This is a genomic window from Massilia sp. IC2-476, assembly GCF_020707295.1.
Taxonomy (GTDB): Bacteria; Pseudomonadota; Gammaproteobacteria; order Burkholderiales; family Burkholderiaceae_D; genus Telluria.
This window is the reverse complement of record NZ_JAJFER010000003.1, coordinates 24777-40831: the sequence shown is the minus strand read 5'-3', so window position 1 is coordinate 40831 and position 16055 is coordinate 24777. Positions and strand designations below refer to the sequence as shown.

The following is a 16055-nucleotide window of genomic DNA, read 5'->3' as shown; positions in this document are numbered from 1 at the left end:
TTGGAACGATCATGCCGCACGGAATTTTTTATTTAAAGATGGAAATTAAATTTCCGTGAATCAATACGCAAAAAGGCAACAAAACATTGCAAAGAAGTGCAATCGAGTTGTCGCTTTGCTCAGCCGTTTTTCAAAACAACAATGTCGCTTTATTAACTCAGCCGAGCGAACGGATGCAGTAATCCGTCATGGCTGCCTGCACTTGCGGATCTTCGCCGATGGCGCCGGCGACCTGCAGGCGCAGTCCGGGATGGGCAGCGCGGATGCCCTCGGCCAGCTGCGGCAGGTCGCGCAGCAGGTGGCCGCCCTGCCCCAGGAACACGGGCACCACCGTGATCTCATCTACACCCTCGCCCACCAATGCGGCGACCGCCTCCGGCAGGCGCGGCTCCATCAGCTCCAGGAAGGCCAACCGCACCGGGAGTTCCGGCAGGCGCGCCTGCGCCGCGTCGCGCAGGCGCTCGAAGGGCGCGGCCCAGGACTGGGCGCGCGCGCCATGGGCAAACAGGACGAGTGCGCGTGTCATCAATGTCTCTCCACCCAGCGCAGGGCGCCGATCGCAATGAGCAGGAACAGCAGGCTGGGCGCGGCCGCCGTGAAGAAGGCCGGCAGTGCGGTCAGCACGCCCAGGCTCGAGAACAGTGCGTTGAGCAGCAGGAAGGCCACGCCGATCATGATGCCCACGAAGATCTTGAGGCTGACGCCGCCGCTGCGGGTGTGCAGGTAGGCGAAGGGCAAGGCCAGCGCCATCAGCACCAGGATCGACAGCGGGTCGATGATCTTCTTCCAGAACGCGACCTTGAAGCGCTCGGTCTCCTGGCGGTTTTCCGCCAGGTGGCGGGTATAGGCCGCCAGTTCGTTGGCCGACATGCGCTCCGGTTCGGAACGCGACACCGACAGGATCTTGGGCGTGATCTCCGAGGCCAGCTCGAGCGTGGCCATCTTGCGGGTGGCGACGGCGGCGGTCTCCTGGCCGAAGCTGGCCGCGATCGACTGCCCCTGCGGCACCGGGGTGCCGGGCGCCGGCAGCGTGCGGCTGTTGCTGAACACGGTCTCGGAGACATCGCGCAGGCGCCAGGTGTTGTTGCCGCCATAAGTGCCGCCGGCCGCCGTGATCAGGGCGCGCATGCGCATGTTGGCGTCGAATTCGTACAGGCGCACGTCGACCAGCTGGCCGTCCGGGCGGATCTGGCGCACGTTGAAGAAGCGCGTGCCGATCACCGGACCTTTCACGCCATCGCTATGGATGCTGTCCTTGGTCCACATGCCCGAGCGGAAATCGGCCGACAGGGCCGAGCCCTTGGCCGCCAGGCGCACGCGCTCGGCCAGCGGGGCCGTGCGCGGGATGATCAGTTCGCCGAACACGAAGGTGACCAGGACCAGCACGATGCCGATCTTGAACAGCATCCAGCCTGCCATCCGCGTCGACATCGAAGACGCGCGCATGATGGTGAACTCGGAGGTCGAGGCGAACTGCGCCATGGTGTAGATGGTGCCCAGCAGGGCCGCGACCGGCATCACCTGGTAGACATTGCCCGGCACCAGCAGCAGCACGTACATCACCGCGTTCTGGAATTCGTAGCCGCCCTTGCCCACCGACGGCAGTTCGCTGGTGAGGTCCATGAAGGAGATCAGGGCCAGGAAGGCGACCAGCACGAAGGCGGTCGCCTGCGCGATATTGACCGCGAAATAGCGCTGCAGGATGCTCATTCGGCCTCCGACTTCGCCAGCGGCGCCGGCGCCGGGATTGGTGCGGCCGCCAGGGGCGCACGGCGGCGCTTCCAGGCACTAAGCAGGGCCAGCGGATGCCAGCGGTGGTTGACGTTCAGGCGCCAGGCGAACAGGGCCGCCACCGTGAGCGCGGCGGCCAGGTGCAGCGGCCACCAGGCCACGTCGAAATCGAGCTTGGCGCGCTTGACGCTGTTTTCCATCAGCTTGTTCAGGTTCAGGTAAGTAAAGAAGATCAGCAGCGCCAGGATCATGTTGGCCGAGCTGCCGGCGCGCGGGTTGACGAAGCCGAGCGGAATCGCCAGCAGCATCAGCACCAGGCAGATCAGCGGGGCCGAGATGCGGTCGAGCAGTTCGGCGCGCGTGTACTGGTTCTCGACCTTCAGCAGGATCGAGGTGGGCAGCGCATTGCTGGGCGTGTCGGTCCCCAGCACCGGGGCGCGGGTAGCCACCCGCATCTTGTAGCGCTCGAATTCCATCGACTGGAAGTCGGCCTGTCCCGGCTGGCCCTGGTAGCGCCGGCCGTTGGACAGCACCAGGTACTGGCCGCCATTGGCGTCGCTCTCGATCACGCCTTCCCTGGCGACCACGATCGAGGTGCCGTTCTTGTCCTGCGAATTGACGAACACGTTCTGCACCACGGCGGTGTCGCCGCCCGAACGTTCGACGAAGAACACCCGGTCGCTCGAGGAGGATTCGCGGAACTGGCCGGGCGCCACGCGCTTGAGGTCTTCGCGGTTCTGGAAGCGCTCGACGAATTCGAGGCGCTTGGATGCGGCCCAGGGCGTGACCACCAGCGACAGCGCCCCCACCACCAGCACGATCGGCAGGCCGAAGGTCAGCACCGGCCGGATCCAGCGGCGCAGCGACATGCCGGAGGCGAACCACACGACCATCTCGGAATCGCGGTAGCTGCGCGTGACCGCGGCCAGCACGGCGATGAAGGTGGTGAGGGTGAGGATGGTCGGCAGGTAATCCAGGATCGCGAACGCGATCAGGGCCAGCACGTCGGCCGAATCGACCTTGCCGCCGGCGGCCTTGCCCAGGACCCTGATCAGGGTCCAGGTAACCAGGATCGTGAACAGCACCGTAAAGGTGGCGCCGGCGGAGCTGGCGAGTTCACGTTGCAGGGCGCGTCGAAAGATCATTCAATAAATAGCTATAATTGCAGGTTAGGCAGTGCGCCGCGTCAGTGCCGCAAAAATCACGAAACGGAGAACCAAAAAAATGGACTTTAGCATAAAAGCATTCGACACCAAGAACACCCTGGCCGCCGCCAAAGCCGGCGTGCTGGCAGTGGCCGTGTTCGAGAACAAGAAGCTGTCGCAGGCTGCCAGGGCCCTCGATGCCAGCGGCGACATCACCGCGGCGCTCAAGTCCGGCGATATCAGCGGCAAGGCCGGTTCCACCCTGCTGCTGCGCGGCGTGAACGGCGTCGCCGCGGCACGCGTGCTGCTGGTGGGCATGGGCACGGACGAAGCGCTGAGCGAGAAGAGCTATAGCAGCGCCGTCGGCGCCGCCCTGAAGGTATTCGCTACCCTGGGCAGCCAGGATGCCATTATCGCATTCCCGCTGGCGGATGTGAAAGACCGCGACGTCAACTGGGCAGTGCGCGCACTTGTGATCGCCGCCAACGAGACCGAGCACCGTACTGATAGCCAGAAGAGCAAGAAAGACCCGCAGCCGACCGGCGTGCGCAAGATCACCATCGCGGCCGATGCCGCGAATGCCGCCACCGCGCTCAAGGGCACCCTGGCGCAGGCCGTCGCGATCTCGAACGGCATGCAGCTGACCAAGGAACTGGGCAACCTGTCGCCGAACGTCTGCACCCCGACCTACCTCGCGAACACCGCGCGTCAATTGGCCGACGAATACGGCTTCGACATCGAAGTGTTGGAGCGCAAGCAGCTGGAAGCCCTCAAGATGGGCAGCTTCCTGTCGGTGGCCAAGGGCAGCGACGAAGCGCCGAAGTTCATCGTCCTCAAGCACATGGGCGGCAACAAGAAGGATGCGCCGGTGGTCCTGGTCGGCAAGGGCATCACTTTTGATACCGGCGGCATCTCGATCAAGCCGGGTCCGGGCATGGACGAGATGAAGTACGACATGTGCGGCGCCGGCTCGGTGCTGGGCACCTTCCGCGCGATCGGCGAGATGGGCCTGAAGCTGAACGTGATCGGCATCGTGGCCGCCTGCGAGAACATGCCGTCGGGCCGCGCCTCCAAGCCGGGCGACATCGTGACTTCGATGAACGGCCTCACCATCGAGATCCTGAACACCGACGCCGAAGGCCGCCTGATCCTGTGCGACGCCCTCACCTACGCCGAGCGCTTCAAGCCGGCCGCCGTGGTCGACATCGCCACCCTCACCGGCGCCTGCATCGTGGCCCTGGGCCACCACACCAGCGGCCTGTTCACCCGCCACGACGACGCGCACGACGCACTGGCCGAAGAACTGCTGGACGCCGGCAAGCAGGCCGGCGACGTGGCATGGCGCTTCCCGCTGGGCGAGAACTACAACGAGCAGCTCAAGTCGAACTTCGCCGACCTGGCCAACATCGGCACCCCGGGCGCGGCCTCGATCACCGCGGCCTGCTTCCTGGAGAACTTCACCCGCAAGTACACCTGGGCCCACCTGGACATCGCCGGCACCGCCTGGAAATCGGGTGCCAACAAGGGCGCGACCGGCCGTCCGGTGCCGCTGCTGACCACCTTCCTGATGAACCGCGTCTGAAATCTGGCAGCGCCGGAATGAAATATTCTTTCATTCCTGCGCTGTGGTGAAATATTATTTCATCAAGAAAAAAGCCCCGCATGCGGGGCTTTTTATTGTTCAGAACACCGGACTGTCGACCCGCTGGCTTGCCGCCAGCGCATCTTTCGACGGTAGCGGCGCCATCAGCACCGTCAGGTTGGCCGGGTAGGAGTAGCCCGCCCCGGTGTAGCGGTCGACAAGCATGCCGACCCCGGCGCTGATCACGACATTCCCCATCAGCCCCGCCATGTCGGCGCGCGAGCCGACGCTTTCCTGCGCCACGCCGGCGCCGTCCTTCTTGCAGCTGACCGTCAGGGGCTTCGTGCTGCGGGTGACGGTCACCCGGCCCGGAGCGACCACGAACCAGCGCCCCATGTCATTGCTCAGGATGCAGCCCACCCCGCCGACTTCCTGGTAGTCGAGCACGGCATGCAGTTCGAGTTGCTGCAGGGGCGAATCGGATACGGTGGCGCAGCCGCTCAGCAAGAGCGGGACAGCCAGCAGGATAGAGAAAAGTTGCTTCATGCTGCCATTAACGGCAGGCAAGAACAAATGCTGAAGGGTGGCTATTCGGGAAGCGCCGCGAAACGCGGCACGGCGGCGCCGTCGACCTCGACGGTCTCGAAGAAGGCGGCGCGCGGACGAACCCAGACGGCGCCGTCCTGGCCGCGGTACACCATCACGGGCGTGTGGTCTGCTTCCAGCACGGCTTCGCAGACCAGCTCATAGACACCGCCCTTGTAGTGGCGGTAGCGTTGCGTGGACACTCAGGCCTTGCTGTCGGCCAGTTCCTTCTGCTTCTTCTTGAGGCCCTGGATGACCTTCAGCACGCCTTCCATGCCGGCGGCTTCGTCCAGTTCGCTGAATGCGTCCAGCACTTCGTTGAGCACGCGGTTGCGCACCGTTGCTTCGTCCTGGGTCACGGCCGGCTTCTGCTCTTCCCTGGCGAACTTCGATGGCGCTTCGGCTGCAGCCTTGGCGCCGTGCGTCAGGGCGGCCTGCCAGATCACCCAGCGGCGCTGGGTTTCGTAGACGAGATATTCCTCGGGTTTGTCCTCGCGGCGGCGGGTGATATGGCCTTCGCGGGCAGCCCACGCTTCGAATGCAGTGCGCATTTCAGTCCTTTGTAAATCGGCGTTCGGGTTCATCTGCTATCGAAAAAACAAGATTTCGAATAGTACCACTTTGCACCGTGCCAACATGCCCCGCACGATTGATGGGCGGGGCTGGCAACCGAACCTGTTTTCTCAGTCTCCATAGTACTGCGTTAGTTGCCACAGCGCAATACCATATATTTATCAAGAAACAGTGTTAAATGCTTTCCCGCTAGTTTAATGCTTTTGCGAATGGTTTTACAGTCCACACTGCATAAAAAACACAGTGCTTTAGTATTCTATTAAGTTATTCTAGCATGACCACTTGTACTGCACACAATAGTGTAGGTCGTTTAGCAACAATTTCCCACGGTTTATTATATTTACGACTGTTAAATTGATGAAATGAATGCAAGCAGCATAAGGCCTGCCTACCTCTCTTCCCGTGAAATCACGCAACAAAATCGGCGCTGCCGATTTTCAGTTTGGATGAAGTCGCCTGCTGCTCATCAAAGAATGGTGCCTGAATGATATAGTTTGTATCCCGTTCATCAAGTAAATATCATGGCCGTCTCCCTTTCGCTCGTCATCCCGACCTATAACCGCGCCCATCTCATCGCCGAAACGCTCGACTACGCCCTGCGCCAGACGGTGCCGTTCGCAGAGATCGTCGTGGTCGACGATGGCTCGACGGATGAGACCGTCGAGGTGCTCGGGCCCTACGAAGGACGTATCAAGCTGATCCGCAGCGCGAACGGGGGCGTACAGGCCGCGCGCAATCGTGGGGTTGCCGCCGCCTCGAGCGAGTATGTCACCCTGTGCGATTCGGACGACCTGCTGGAGCCGCAGTTCGTCGAGACCATGGGCACATGGCTGGATGCGCATCGGGACATCGATGCCGCGTACACCAATATCCGCAAGTTCCGCGGCGACGAGCTGGAGTCCGACCACCTGTCTCAGGCCCCCGACAGCTTCATGCAGGGCGCCCGCCTGAGCGACGGCTTTTACCGCGACATTCCGGACCTGTATCTGCGCCTGTTCACCATCCACTTTTTCTATCCGACCGGATGCACCCTCAAGAAGGCGTTTTACGAGGGAATCGGTGGCTTCAATCCGATGTTCAACCGCGTCGGCGCCGAGGACGGAGAGTTCACCCTGCGTGCGGCGGCCGCCGGCAAGATCGCCTGCTGCGCCGCGCCGCTTGCGCGCATCAGGCGGCATGACGGCAACGACTCGGCCGACGCGCTCTACATGATCGTGGGCAGCGCCCAGATCCTGGAATACGCTTCGCAACACCACCGCAATGTGCAGCATTATGTGCCGGCGCTGCGCGACATGGTCAGCGAGCTGCGCCTGCAGGCCGCCAACGACGCGTTCGCGAAAGCCAAGTTCGACATCGCCGAGCGCATGTTCGTCCATCCCCACGCAGGCCCGATGGGCCTGAAATTTCACCTCAAGAAGACGATCACGCGCCTACCCGCGCCCTTGCGACGGCTGGCGTGGAAAGCGACCCAGGCGCGCTAGCGGCTCTCCGCGGCCGGATGCGGCCCGGCCCCACTCCTGGTGCGCCGATCGGGTATGATGCGGCCGCCGCTGATGCTTGCCGCCCGCAAGCGGCGGCGCTCCTTTAAACACAGCTCACCGCATACCATGAACATCGCCACCTGGAACGTCAATTCGCTGAAAATCCGTCTGCCGCACCTGCTTGCCTGGCTGGAGGCGAATCCGGTCGACGTGCTGTGCATCCAGGAGACCAAGCTCACCGACGACAAGTTTCCCGTGGCCGCGCTGAACGAGGCCGGCTACCAGGTCGCCTTCACCGGCCAGAAGACCTATAACGGGGTGGCGATCGTGTCGAAGCATCCGATCGAGGACGTCCAGAAAGGCAACCCGTATTTCGAGGACGAGCAGCAGCGCCTGATCGCCGCCACCATCCAGGGCATGCGCATCATCTGCGCCTACGTGGTGAACGGCCAGGAAATCGGCAGCGACAAGTTCGCCTATAAGATGGCCTGGCTGGCTGGCCTGCACGAGTGGGTGGCAGCCGAGATGCGCGCGCATCCGCAGCTGGCCGTGCTGGGCGACTACAACATCGCGCCGGAAGCGCGCGACGTGCACGACCCGGCCGAATGGGAAAACCACATCCACTTCACCCCGCCCGAGCGCGAAGCACTGCAGCGCTTGACGGCGCTCGGCCTTCACGACGCCTTCCGCCTGTTCGAACAGCCGGAAAAACAGTACAGCTGGTGGGACTACCGCCAGATGGCCTTCCGCCGCAACCGCGGCCTGCGCATCGACCACATCCTGCTATCAAGCGCACTGGCGGAGCGCTGCACCGCCTGCCACATCGACCGCGAGACGCGCAAGTGGGAGCAGCCCTCGGACCACGCACCGGTGGTGGCGACACTGGCGGAGTGAGCGCTTAACCGGTGATCGCGTCCAGCGCCGAATCGACCAGCAGGCGCGCCGCATCGCTTGCCGGCAGCGGGCGCGCGAACAGGTAGCCCTGGGCGTACTGGCAGCCGTAGCCGCCCAGCAGCGCGTACTGCCCTTCGGTCTCGACGCCTTCGGCCACCACCGACAGCTGCAGACTGTTGGCCAGCGCCATCACGGCGGCCACGATGGCGCGGTCTTCCGAACTCGCCTCCAGCTCGCGCACGAAGGCCCTATCGATCTTGATCTTGCGGACCGGGAAGCGCTTCAGGTAGGCCAGGCTCGAGTAGCCGGTGCCGAAGTCGTCGATCGATACGCGCATGCCCATGCCGTTAATCTGGCGCAGCGTGTCCAGGGTCTGGCCGCCGTGCTGCATCAGCGCGGTCTCGGTGATCTCGAACTCGACCAGCGCCGGATCGATGCCGGTCGCGCCGACGATGCCCCGGATCGATTCCACCAGCCCGTCGTGCATGAACTGGCGCGCCGACAGGTTGATCGCCAGCGGCACCGCGGGCAGGCCCAGCGCCTGCCAGGCCATGCTCTGCTCGCAGGCAGTGCGGATCACCCACTCCCCGACTGTGACGATCATGCCGTTCTCTTCCAGGATCGGGATGAACTCGTCCGGGCCGACCAGTACATTGTCGAACTGCGCCCCGCGCCGCCAGCGCAGCAGCACCTCGAGCGCGTGCAGGCGGCGGGTGGCGGTGCTGATGATGGGCTGGTAGTGCAGCTCGAACTCGCCGCGCGCGAGCGCCCCGCGCAGGTTCGATTCCAGCTCGAAGCGGCGCGCCGCCGCCTGGTTCATGCGCTGGTCGAAGAACTGGTAGTTGTTGCGCCCCAGCGCCTTGGCGTGGTACATCGCCGCGTCGGCATGGCGCATCAGGGTGTCGACGTCGTTGCCGTCGTCCGGGCACAGGCAGATCCCGATCGAGGGCGTGATGTGCAGGCTGTGGCCTTCCAGCGGGAAGGGCGTGGCCAGCGCATCGATGATCTTGTCGCCCACCAGCGCGCATTCGTCGGGCCCGCCGACGTCCGGCAGCAGCACCACGAACTCGTCGCCGCCCAGGCGCGCCACCGTGTCGCTCTCGCGCACCGACTCGCACAGGCGCCGCCCTACTTCGCGCAGCAGCTGGTCGCCGATCGCGTGGCCGAGCGAATCGTTGATGGTCTTGAAGCGGTCGAGGTCGAGGAACATCACGGCCAGCCTTTGCCCGTTGCGGTGCGCGGCGCGCAGGGCGCAGTCGAGGCGGTCGGACAGCAGCACGCGGTTCGGCAGCCGGGTCAGGCTGTCGTAATACGCCATGTGGTGCACGCGCGCCTCGGCCTGGCGCCGCTCCGCGATCTCTTCCTGCAGCAGCGCATTCGCGCCTGCCAGTTCGGCGGTGCGCGCGGCCACGCGGATCTCGAGTTCGTCACGGGCACGGCGGATCGCGTCGGCCGCCTCGCGCTGGCTGGTGACGTCGTCGATCATCCAGACGCTGCGCCCGGCCTTGTCGGCCATGTCGAACAGGCGTCCCGACAGGCGCGCCCAGAACAGGGTGCCGTCGCGGCGCGCCATCCGGTATTCGGCAGTGTGCACCTGCCCTGTCCCGAAGCTGCGCAGGGTATCGGCGCGCGCCGTGCGCCAGGCGCCTTCGTCCGGGTAGAGCGCGCGCACCGGGGTGCCGTCCATGCCGCCCGCCGGGCTGCCGAACAGCTCTTCCATCTTGCTGTTGCAATGCAGGGTCACGCCGCTCTCGACCACCGCGATGCCCAGCACCGCGTTGTCGAGGATGGCGCGGTTTTCCATCAGCGCGTTGCGCAGCTGGATTTCGTCGTGGCGCTCGCGCGTGCGGTCCTCGAACATCCATATCGCGCCGAGCTCGGGGTCGTCCGGGTTGAACAGGTAGCCGTTGAGCTGGCCCCAGATGCGGCTGCCGTCCTTGCGTACCAGCTCGGTCTCGGCGCGGTAAGGCAGGCCCTGCGCCAGCTGCGGGTAGGCCGTGGTCCCGAACTCCTGGAAGGACGCGTCGTCCGGATACACGATGCGGGTCGAGCGGCCCAGCGCCTCGCCGTCGCGGTAGCCGAACATGCGGCCGAAGGCGGGGTTGTAGCGGTGAATGACCCGGTTGCGGGTGTACATGATGCCGACCGTCGCGTTGTTCATGATGGCCTGCACCTCGAGCAGCGCCTGGCGCGCATCGGTCACGTCCTCGGCGATCCAGATGGTGCCGGCTTCGCGCGCGTTCGGGTCCACCGCGCGGCCGCGCAGGCGCGCCCACATGATGGAGCCGTCGCGGCGCCGGAACGGCTGCTCGCCCTTCTCATACAGGCCGCCGCCGGCCAGCACCGGATAGGCTTCCTGGACCAGCACGTGATAGGCCTCGGGGGTGGCGAAGATGTCGACCGGGCGCAGCCGGCACAACTCGGCGTAGGAATAGCCGAGCATCTCGCAGATGCGCGGATTGCAGGACTTGAACTGGCCCGGCAAGGTGAAGGCGATGCCGACCGGCGCGTTTTCCAGGATGGCGTGCTGCTCGCGCAAGGCGACGTGCAGCAGTTCCTGCTCGAGGTCCGCGCCCTTGGCCTGCGCCTGCGCCGCGGCGCCCGCGGTGGCGAGCCCGGCGACGAGCGCATGCTTGCTTGGGAGTCGGTCCATTATGGTTTTTTTGCTATGGGCTGGCTTGCCTTTTAGCAATCATAAACCACAAATGCTTGCTGTTCCATAACTAACAGGAACGCAAACGGGCCGTGTTGTTGCGGCCCATCAACGCGATGGTCTAGAAACAATCTCCAGGTACACGCACCCAGCCTTCCATCAGCACGCGCGCGCTGCGGCTCATGATCGCCTTCGCGACCGTCCACTCGCCATTCGCCTGGACCGCCTCGGCCCCGACCCGCAGGGTGCCGGACGGGTGGCCAAAGCGCACCGCGGTGCGCTTATTTTCCCCACCTTCGCCGCCGGCCGCCAGGTTCACCAGGGTGCCCGGGATCGCGGCCGCGGTACCGATCGCCACCGCGGCGGTGCCCATCATCGCGTGGTGCAGCTTGCCCATCGAGAGCGCGCGCACCAGCAGGTCGACGTCGGACGCATTGACCTGCTTGCCGCTGGAGGCGACGTAGCTGGCGGGCCTGGCCACGAAGGCGACCTTCGGGGTGTGCTGGCGCTTGGCCGCATCCTCGATGCTGGAGATCAGGCCCATGCGCAGGGCGCCGTGGGCGCGGATGGTCTCGAACATCGCGAGCGCGCGCGGGTCGCCGTTGATGGCGTCCTGCAGCTCCGTGCCCGTATAGCCGATCGCCTCCGCGTTCACGAAGATGGTCGGGATGCCGGCATTGATCATGGTCGCCTTCAAGGTGCCGACGCCCGGCACCTCGAGTTCGTCGACCAGGTTCCCGGTCGGGAACATCGACCCGCCGGCGCCCTCTTCCTCGGCCGCCGGGTCGAGGAATTCCAGCTGCACTTCGGCCGCCGGGAAGGTGACGCCGTCGAGTTCGAAGTCGCCGGTTTCCTGCACCTGGCCGTCGGTCACTGGGACGTGGGCGATGATGGTCTTGCCGATGTTCGCCTGCCAGATGCGCACCGTGGCCATGCCGCTTTGCGGCACGCGGCCTGGTTCGACCAGGCCGCTGGCGATGGCGAACGAGCCGACGGCCGAGGACAGGTTGCCGCAATTGCCGCTCCAGTCGACGAAGGGCTTGTCGATCGAGACCTGGCCGAACAGGTAGTCGACGTCGTGGTCATCACGGTCGCTTTTCGCGACGATCACGGCCTTGCTGGTGCTCGACGTGGCGCCGCCCATGCCGTCGATCTGCTTGCCGTAGGGGTCGGGGCTGCCGATCACGCGCAGCAGGAGCGCATCGCGCGCCGCGCCGGGTGTCTGGGCGGCTGCGGGAAGGTCTTGCAAGCGGAAGAAGACGCCTTTGCTGGTGCCGCCACGCATGTAGGTGGCGGGGATTTTGATTTGGGGTGTAAAGGCCATTACATTGTCCGGTTGTGTAGGGTGGGCGGCTTCGCCGCCCACGCGGTCAGCCGACGCATTCAAATCGCGTCGCGACCATTCACATAATGGTTGACCGCGTGGGCGGGAAATCCGCCCACCCTACAGTCATGCAGCAGCTTTGGGAGCCGACGATTCCAGGAAATCCTGCGCAAAACGCTGCAAGACCCCACCCGCATCATAAATCGCCACTTCCTCGGCGGTATCGAGACGGCAGGTCACCGGCACCTCGACGCGCTCGCCGTTCTTGCGATGGATCACGAGCGTTAGGTCGGCGCGCGGCGTGCGTGCGCCAATCACATCGAAGGTCTCGGTGCCGTCGATGCCCAGTGTCAGGCGGTTCACGCCCGGCTTGAACTCCAGCGGCAGCACGCCCATGCCGACCAGGTTGGTGCGGTGGATACGCTCGAAGCCTTCGGCCACGATCGCTTCCACGCCCGCCAGGCGCACGCCCTTGGCCGCCCAGTCACGCGACGAGCCCTGGCCGTAGTCGGCGCCGGCGATCACGATCAGGGGCTGCTTGCGCTCCATGTAGGTCTCGATCGCTTCCCACATGCGCGTAACCGTAGCTTCCGGCTCGATACGCGCCAGCGAACCCGCCTTCACGTTGCCCATCGCGTCACGCACCATTTCGTTCTTGAGCGTTGGGTTGGCGAAGGTTGCGCGCTGCGCCGTCAGGTGGTCGCCGCGGTGCGTGGCATAGGAATTGAAGTCCTCTTCCGGCAGGCCCATCTTCGCCAGGTACTCGCCGGCGGCGGAGTCCAGCAGGATCGCGTTCGACGGCGACAGGTGGTCGGTGGTGATGTTGTCGCCCAGGACCGCCAGCGGACGCATGCCGGCCAAAGTACGCTCGCCGGCCAGCGCGCCTTCCCAATACGGCGGACGGCGGATGTAGGTACTCTGCGGACGCCAGTCGTACAGCGGGCTCACCTTCTCGCCATCGTCCGCGACACGGGCGAACATCGGCGTATAGACCTTGCGGAACTGCTCCGGCTTGACGCTGCTGGCCACGACGGCATCGATCTCTTCGTCCGACGGCCACAGGTCGGCCAGGCGAATCTCTTTACCGGAAGCGTCCACGCCCAGCACATCCTTCTCGATGTCGAAGCGGATGGTGCCGGCGATCGCATAGGCCACCACCAGCGCCGGCGAGGCCAGGAAGGCCTGCTTGGCGTAAGGGTGGATGCGGCCGTCGAAGTTGCGGTTGCCCGACAGGACGGCCGTCGCGTACAGGTCGCGTTCGATGATTTCCTGCTGGATCGTTGGATCGAGCGCGCCGCTCATGCCGTTGCAGGTGGTGCAGGCAAAAGCCACCACGCCGAAGCCCAGCTTTTCCAGTTCCGGCATCAGGCCGGCTTCTTCCAGGTACAGGGCCACGGCTTTCGACCCCGGCGCGAGCGAGCTCTTGACCCAGGATTTGCGCGTGAGGCCGGCGCGGTTGGCGTTGCGGGCAATCAGGCCGGCCGCGATCATGTTGCGCGGATTGTTGGTGTTGGTGCAGCTGGTGATCGCCGCGATGATGACGGCGCCATCCGGCATCAGGCCGGCTTCGTTCTCGACCTTGCCGGCGATGCCGCGCTCCGCCAGTTCCGAGGTCGGCACACGCTTGTGCGGGTTCGAGGGGCCGGCGATGTTGCGCACCACGGACGACAGGTCGAAGCTCAGGACGCGTTCGTACTGGGCGGTCTTGAGGCTGTCGGCCCACAGGCCGGCTTCCTTCGCATAGGCCTCGACCAGTTGCACGGTCTCTTCTTCGCGGCCGGTCAGGCGCAGGTACTTGATGGTCTGCTCGTCGATGTAGAACATCGCCGCGGTGGCGCCGAACTCCGGGGCCATGTTGGAGATGGTGGCGCGGTCGCCCAGGGTCAGGCTCGATGCGCCTTCGCCGTAGAACTCGAGGTAGGCCGAGACCACCTTCGACTTGCGCAGGAACTCGGTCAGCGCCAGCACGATGTCGGTGGCGGTGATGCCGGGCTGCGGTTTGCCGGTCAGCTCGACGCCGACGATGTCCGGCAGGCGCATCCAGGACGCGCGGCCCAGCATGACGCTCTCGGCTTCCAGTCCGCCCACCCCGATCGCGATCACGCCCAGCGCGTCGACCATCGGGGTATGCGAGTCGGTGCCGACCAGGGTGTCCGGATAGGCGACGCCCTTCTCCTGCTGGATGACGGGCGACATGCGCTCCAGGTTAATCTGGTGCAGGATGCCGTTCCCCGGCGGGATCACGTCGACGTTCTGGAAGGCCTTCTTGGTCCACTCGATGAAGTGGAAGCGGTCTTCGTTGCGGCGGTCCTCGATGGCGCGGTTCTTGGCAAAGGCGTCCGGATCGAAGCCGCCGCACTCGACGGCCAGCGAGTGGTCGACGACCAGCTGGGTCGGGACCACTGGGTTGACCAGGGCGGGGTCGCCACCCTGCTCGGCGATGGCGTCGCGCAGGCCGGCCAGGTCGACCAGCGCGGTCTGGCCCAGGATGTCGTGGCAGACCACGCGCGCGGGGAACCAGGGGAAGTCGAGGTCGCGCTTGCGTTCGATGATCTGCTTGAGCGAATCGGTCATGCTGGCCGGGTCGCAACGGCGGACCAGGTTCTCGGCCAGCACGCGCGAGGTGTACGGCAGCGTGTCATAGGCGCCGGGCTGGATGGCCTCGACCGCGGCGCGCGTGTCGAAGTAGTCCAGCGAGGTGCCTGGGAGGGGTTTGCGGTGGTTGGTGTTCATCATGATGAATCTCGATTAAGGCTCGGTATACTCGATACGCCTGATTGGTTAGCCACCCTGAAAACCGTCATCCCGGCGAAGGCCGGGATCCAATTTCGCGTGAGTGGCACCGCAACCAAACTTGGGTACCGGCCTTCGCCGGTACGACGGTCTTGGGGCCGCGTGTACTAAGCTTACTTCCGATCCCCAATCGGCACAAACTGCAGATCCTCCGGACCCACATAGTTCGCGCTCGGGCGGATGATCTTGTTGTCGATGCGCTGCTCGATGATGTGCGCGGCCCAGCCGGAGGTACGCGAGATGACGAACAGCGGCGTGAACATGGCGGTCGGCACGCCCATCATGTGGTAGGACACGGCCGAGAACCAGTCCAGGTTCGGGAACATCTTCTTGACTTCCCACATCACCGACTCCAGGCGCTCGGCGATGTCGAACATCTTCATGGAGCCGGCTTCCTGCGACAGTGTGCGCGCCACTTCCTTGATCACGACGTTACGCGGGTCGCTGATGGTGTACACCGGGTGGCCGAAACCGATCACGACTTCCTTGTTGGCGACGCGGTTGCGGATGTCCGCTTCGGCTTCGTCGGCATTCTCATAGCGCTTCTGGATGTCCAGCGCCACTTCGTTCGCACCGCCATGTTTCGGACCGCGCAGCGCACCGATTGCGCCGGTGATGGCCGAGTGGATGTCCGAGCCGGTACCGGCGATCACGCGGGAGGTAAAGGTCGAGGCGTTGAACTCGTGTTCCGCGTACAGGATCAGCGAGGTGTGCATCGCGCGCACCCAGGACTCGCGTGGCTTTTCGCCGTGCAGCAGGTGCAGGAAGTGGCCGCCGATCGAGTCGTCGTCGGTCTCGACGTCGATGCGCTTGCCACTATGACTGAAGTGGTACCAGTACAGCAGCATCGAACCGAAGGACGCCATCAGGCGGTCGGCGATATCGCGCGCGCCCGGGATGTTGTGGTCGTCCTTTTCCGGCAGCGTGCAGCCCAGCACGGATACCCCGGTGCGCATCACGTCCATCGGGTGGGCGCCGGCCGGCAGCGCTTCCAGCGCGCTCTTGACGGCTTGCGGCAGCCCGCGCAAGGACTTCAGCTTGGCCTTGTAGCCCTTCAGTTCAGCGCTCGTCGGCAGCTTGCCGTGCACCAGCAGGTAGGCGATCTCTTCGAATTCGCAGGTGGTGGCGACGTCCAGGATGTCATAGCCGCGGTAGTGCAGATCGTTGCCGGACTTGCCCACCGAGCAGAGCGCGGTATTGCCGGCGGCGACGCCGGACAGGGCCACCGACTTCTTCGGCTTGAACGTTGGGGTCTCGTTGTTCTGGGTGCTCATGCGTGGATCTCCTGTGTTCT

13 protein-coding genes are annotated in these 16055 nt (G+C 64.9%); 3 read left to right on the top strand and 10 right to left on the bottom strand.

Features of this window, described 5'->3' with window-relative positions; translation table 11 throughout:
- Window positions 1-157: 157 nt before the first annotated feature.
- From LK539_RS09130 to lptF, 3 genes are read right to left on the bottom strand one after another with little or no spacing between them, the layout of a single operon-like run.
- Window positions 158-526 (bottom strand): sirohydrochlorin chelatase, encoded by a 369-nt coding sequence (locus tag LK539_RS09130; RefSeq protein WP_227800611.1) that lies wholly within the window; start codon window positions 524-526, stop codon window positions 158-160.
- Window positions 526-1710 carry an LPS export ABC transporter permease LptG gene (lptG, locus tag LK539_RS09125; RefSeq protein ID WP_227800610.1) on the bottom strand — a complete coding sequence of 395 codons (1185 nt, stop codon included), beginning with the start codon at window positions 1708-1710 and terminating at the stop codon, window positions 526-528. The genes LK539_RS09130 and lptG overlap by 1 nt, the downstream gene beginning before the upstream one ends.
- Window positions 1707-2876 (bottom strand): LPS export ABC transporter permease LptF, encoded by a 1170-nt coding sequence (lptF, locus tag LK539_RS09120; protein ID WP_227800609.1) that lies wholly within the window; start codon window positions 2874-2876, stop codon window positions 1707-1709. The genes lptG and lptF overlap by 4 nt, the downstream gene beginning before the upstream one ends.
- Window positions 2877-2955: 79 nt before the next feature.
- Here lptF and LK539_RS09115 point away from each other — a divergent pair, with 79 nt between their 5' ends.
- Window positions 2956-4458 (top strand): leucyl aminopeptidase, encoded by a 1503-nt coding sequence (locus tag LK539_RS09115; protein ID WP_227800608.1) that lies wholly within the window; start codon window positions 2956-2958, stop codon window positions 4456-4458.
- 99 nt (window positions 4459-4557) lie between these two features.
- Here the strand turns inward: LK539_RS09115 and LK539_RS09110 are convergent, their stop codons facing one another.
- From LK539_RS09110 to LK539_RS09100, 3 genes are read right to left on the bottom strand one after another with little or no spacing between them, the layout of a single operon-like run.
- Complete coding sequence (locus LK539_RS09110; RefSeq protein WP_227800607.1) at window positions 4558-5004, bottom strand: hypothetical protein; 447 nt, start codon at window positions 5002-5004, stop codon at window positions 4558-4560.
- A 41-nt stretch (window positions 5005-5045) separates the two neighbouring features.
- A complete protein-coding gene (locus LK539_RS09105; RefSeq protein WP_227800606.1) occupies window positions 5046-5246 on the bottom strand; it encodes a DUF1653 domain-containing protein in 201 nt (66 codons plus the stop codon).
- Window positions 5247-5594: a hypothetical protein gene (locus tag LK539_RS09100; protein ID WP_227800605.1), complete on the bottom strand. Its 348-nt coding sequence runs from the start codon at window positions 5592-5594 to the stop codon at window positions 5247-5249. It abuts the gene before it with no gap.
- A 543-nt stretch (window positions 5595-6137) separates the two neighbouring features.
- Here LK539_RS09100 and LK539_RS09095 point away from each other — a divergent pair.
- Together LK539_RS09095 and xth are read left to right on the top strand one after the other, a co-directional pair.
- Window positions 6138-7097 (top strand): glycosyltransferase family A protein, encoded by a 960-nt coding sequence (locus LK539_RS09095; RefSeq protein ID WP_227800604.1) that lies wholly within the window; start codon window positions 6138-6140, stop codon window positions 7095-7097.
- A gap of 126 nt (window positions 7098-7223) precedes the next feature.
- Window positions 7224-7991 carry an exodeoxyribonuclease III gene (xth, locus tag LK539_RS09090; RefSeq protein ID WP_227800603.1) on the top strand — a complete coding sequence of 256 codons (768 nt, stop codon included), beginning with the start codon at window positions 7224-7226 and terminating at the stop codon, window positions 7989-7991.
- A gap of 4 nt (window positions 7992-7995) precedes the next feature.
- Here the strand turns inward: xth and LK539_RS24470 are convergent, their stop codons facing one another.
- The 4 genes from LK539_RS24470 to prpC all read right to left on the bottom strand — a co-directional run bounded on the left by LK539_RS24470 (window position 7996) and on the right by prpC (window position 16035).
- Entirely contained in the window at window positions 7996-10644 is a 2649-nt protein-coding gene (locus LK539_RS24470; protein WP_307729096.1) for an EAL domain-containing protein, read from the bottom strand.
- Window positions 10645-10765: 121 nt separating this feature from the next.
- Window positions 10766-11968: a 2-methylaconitate cis-trans isomerase PrpF gene (gene prpF, locus LK539_RS09070; RefSeq protein ID WP_227800602.1), complete on the bottom strand. Its 1203-nt coding sequence runs from the start codon at window positions 11966-11968 to the stop codon at window positions 10766-10768.
- Window positions 11969-12094: 126 nt separating this feature from the next.
- A complete protein-coding gene (acnD, locus tag LK539_RS09065) occupies window positions 12095-14704 on the bottom strand; it encodes a Fe/S-dependent 2-methylisocitrate dehydratase AcnD (protein WP_227800601.1) in 2610 nt (869 codons plus the stop codon).
- Between the two features lie 170 nt (window positions 14705-14874).
- Entirely contained in the window at window positions 14875-16035 is a 1161-nt protein-coding gene (prpC, locus tag LK539_RS09060; RefSeq protein ID WP_227800600.1) for a 2-methylcitrate synthase, read from the bottom strand.
- Window positions 16036-16055 lie beyond the last annotated feature (20 nt).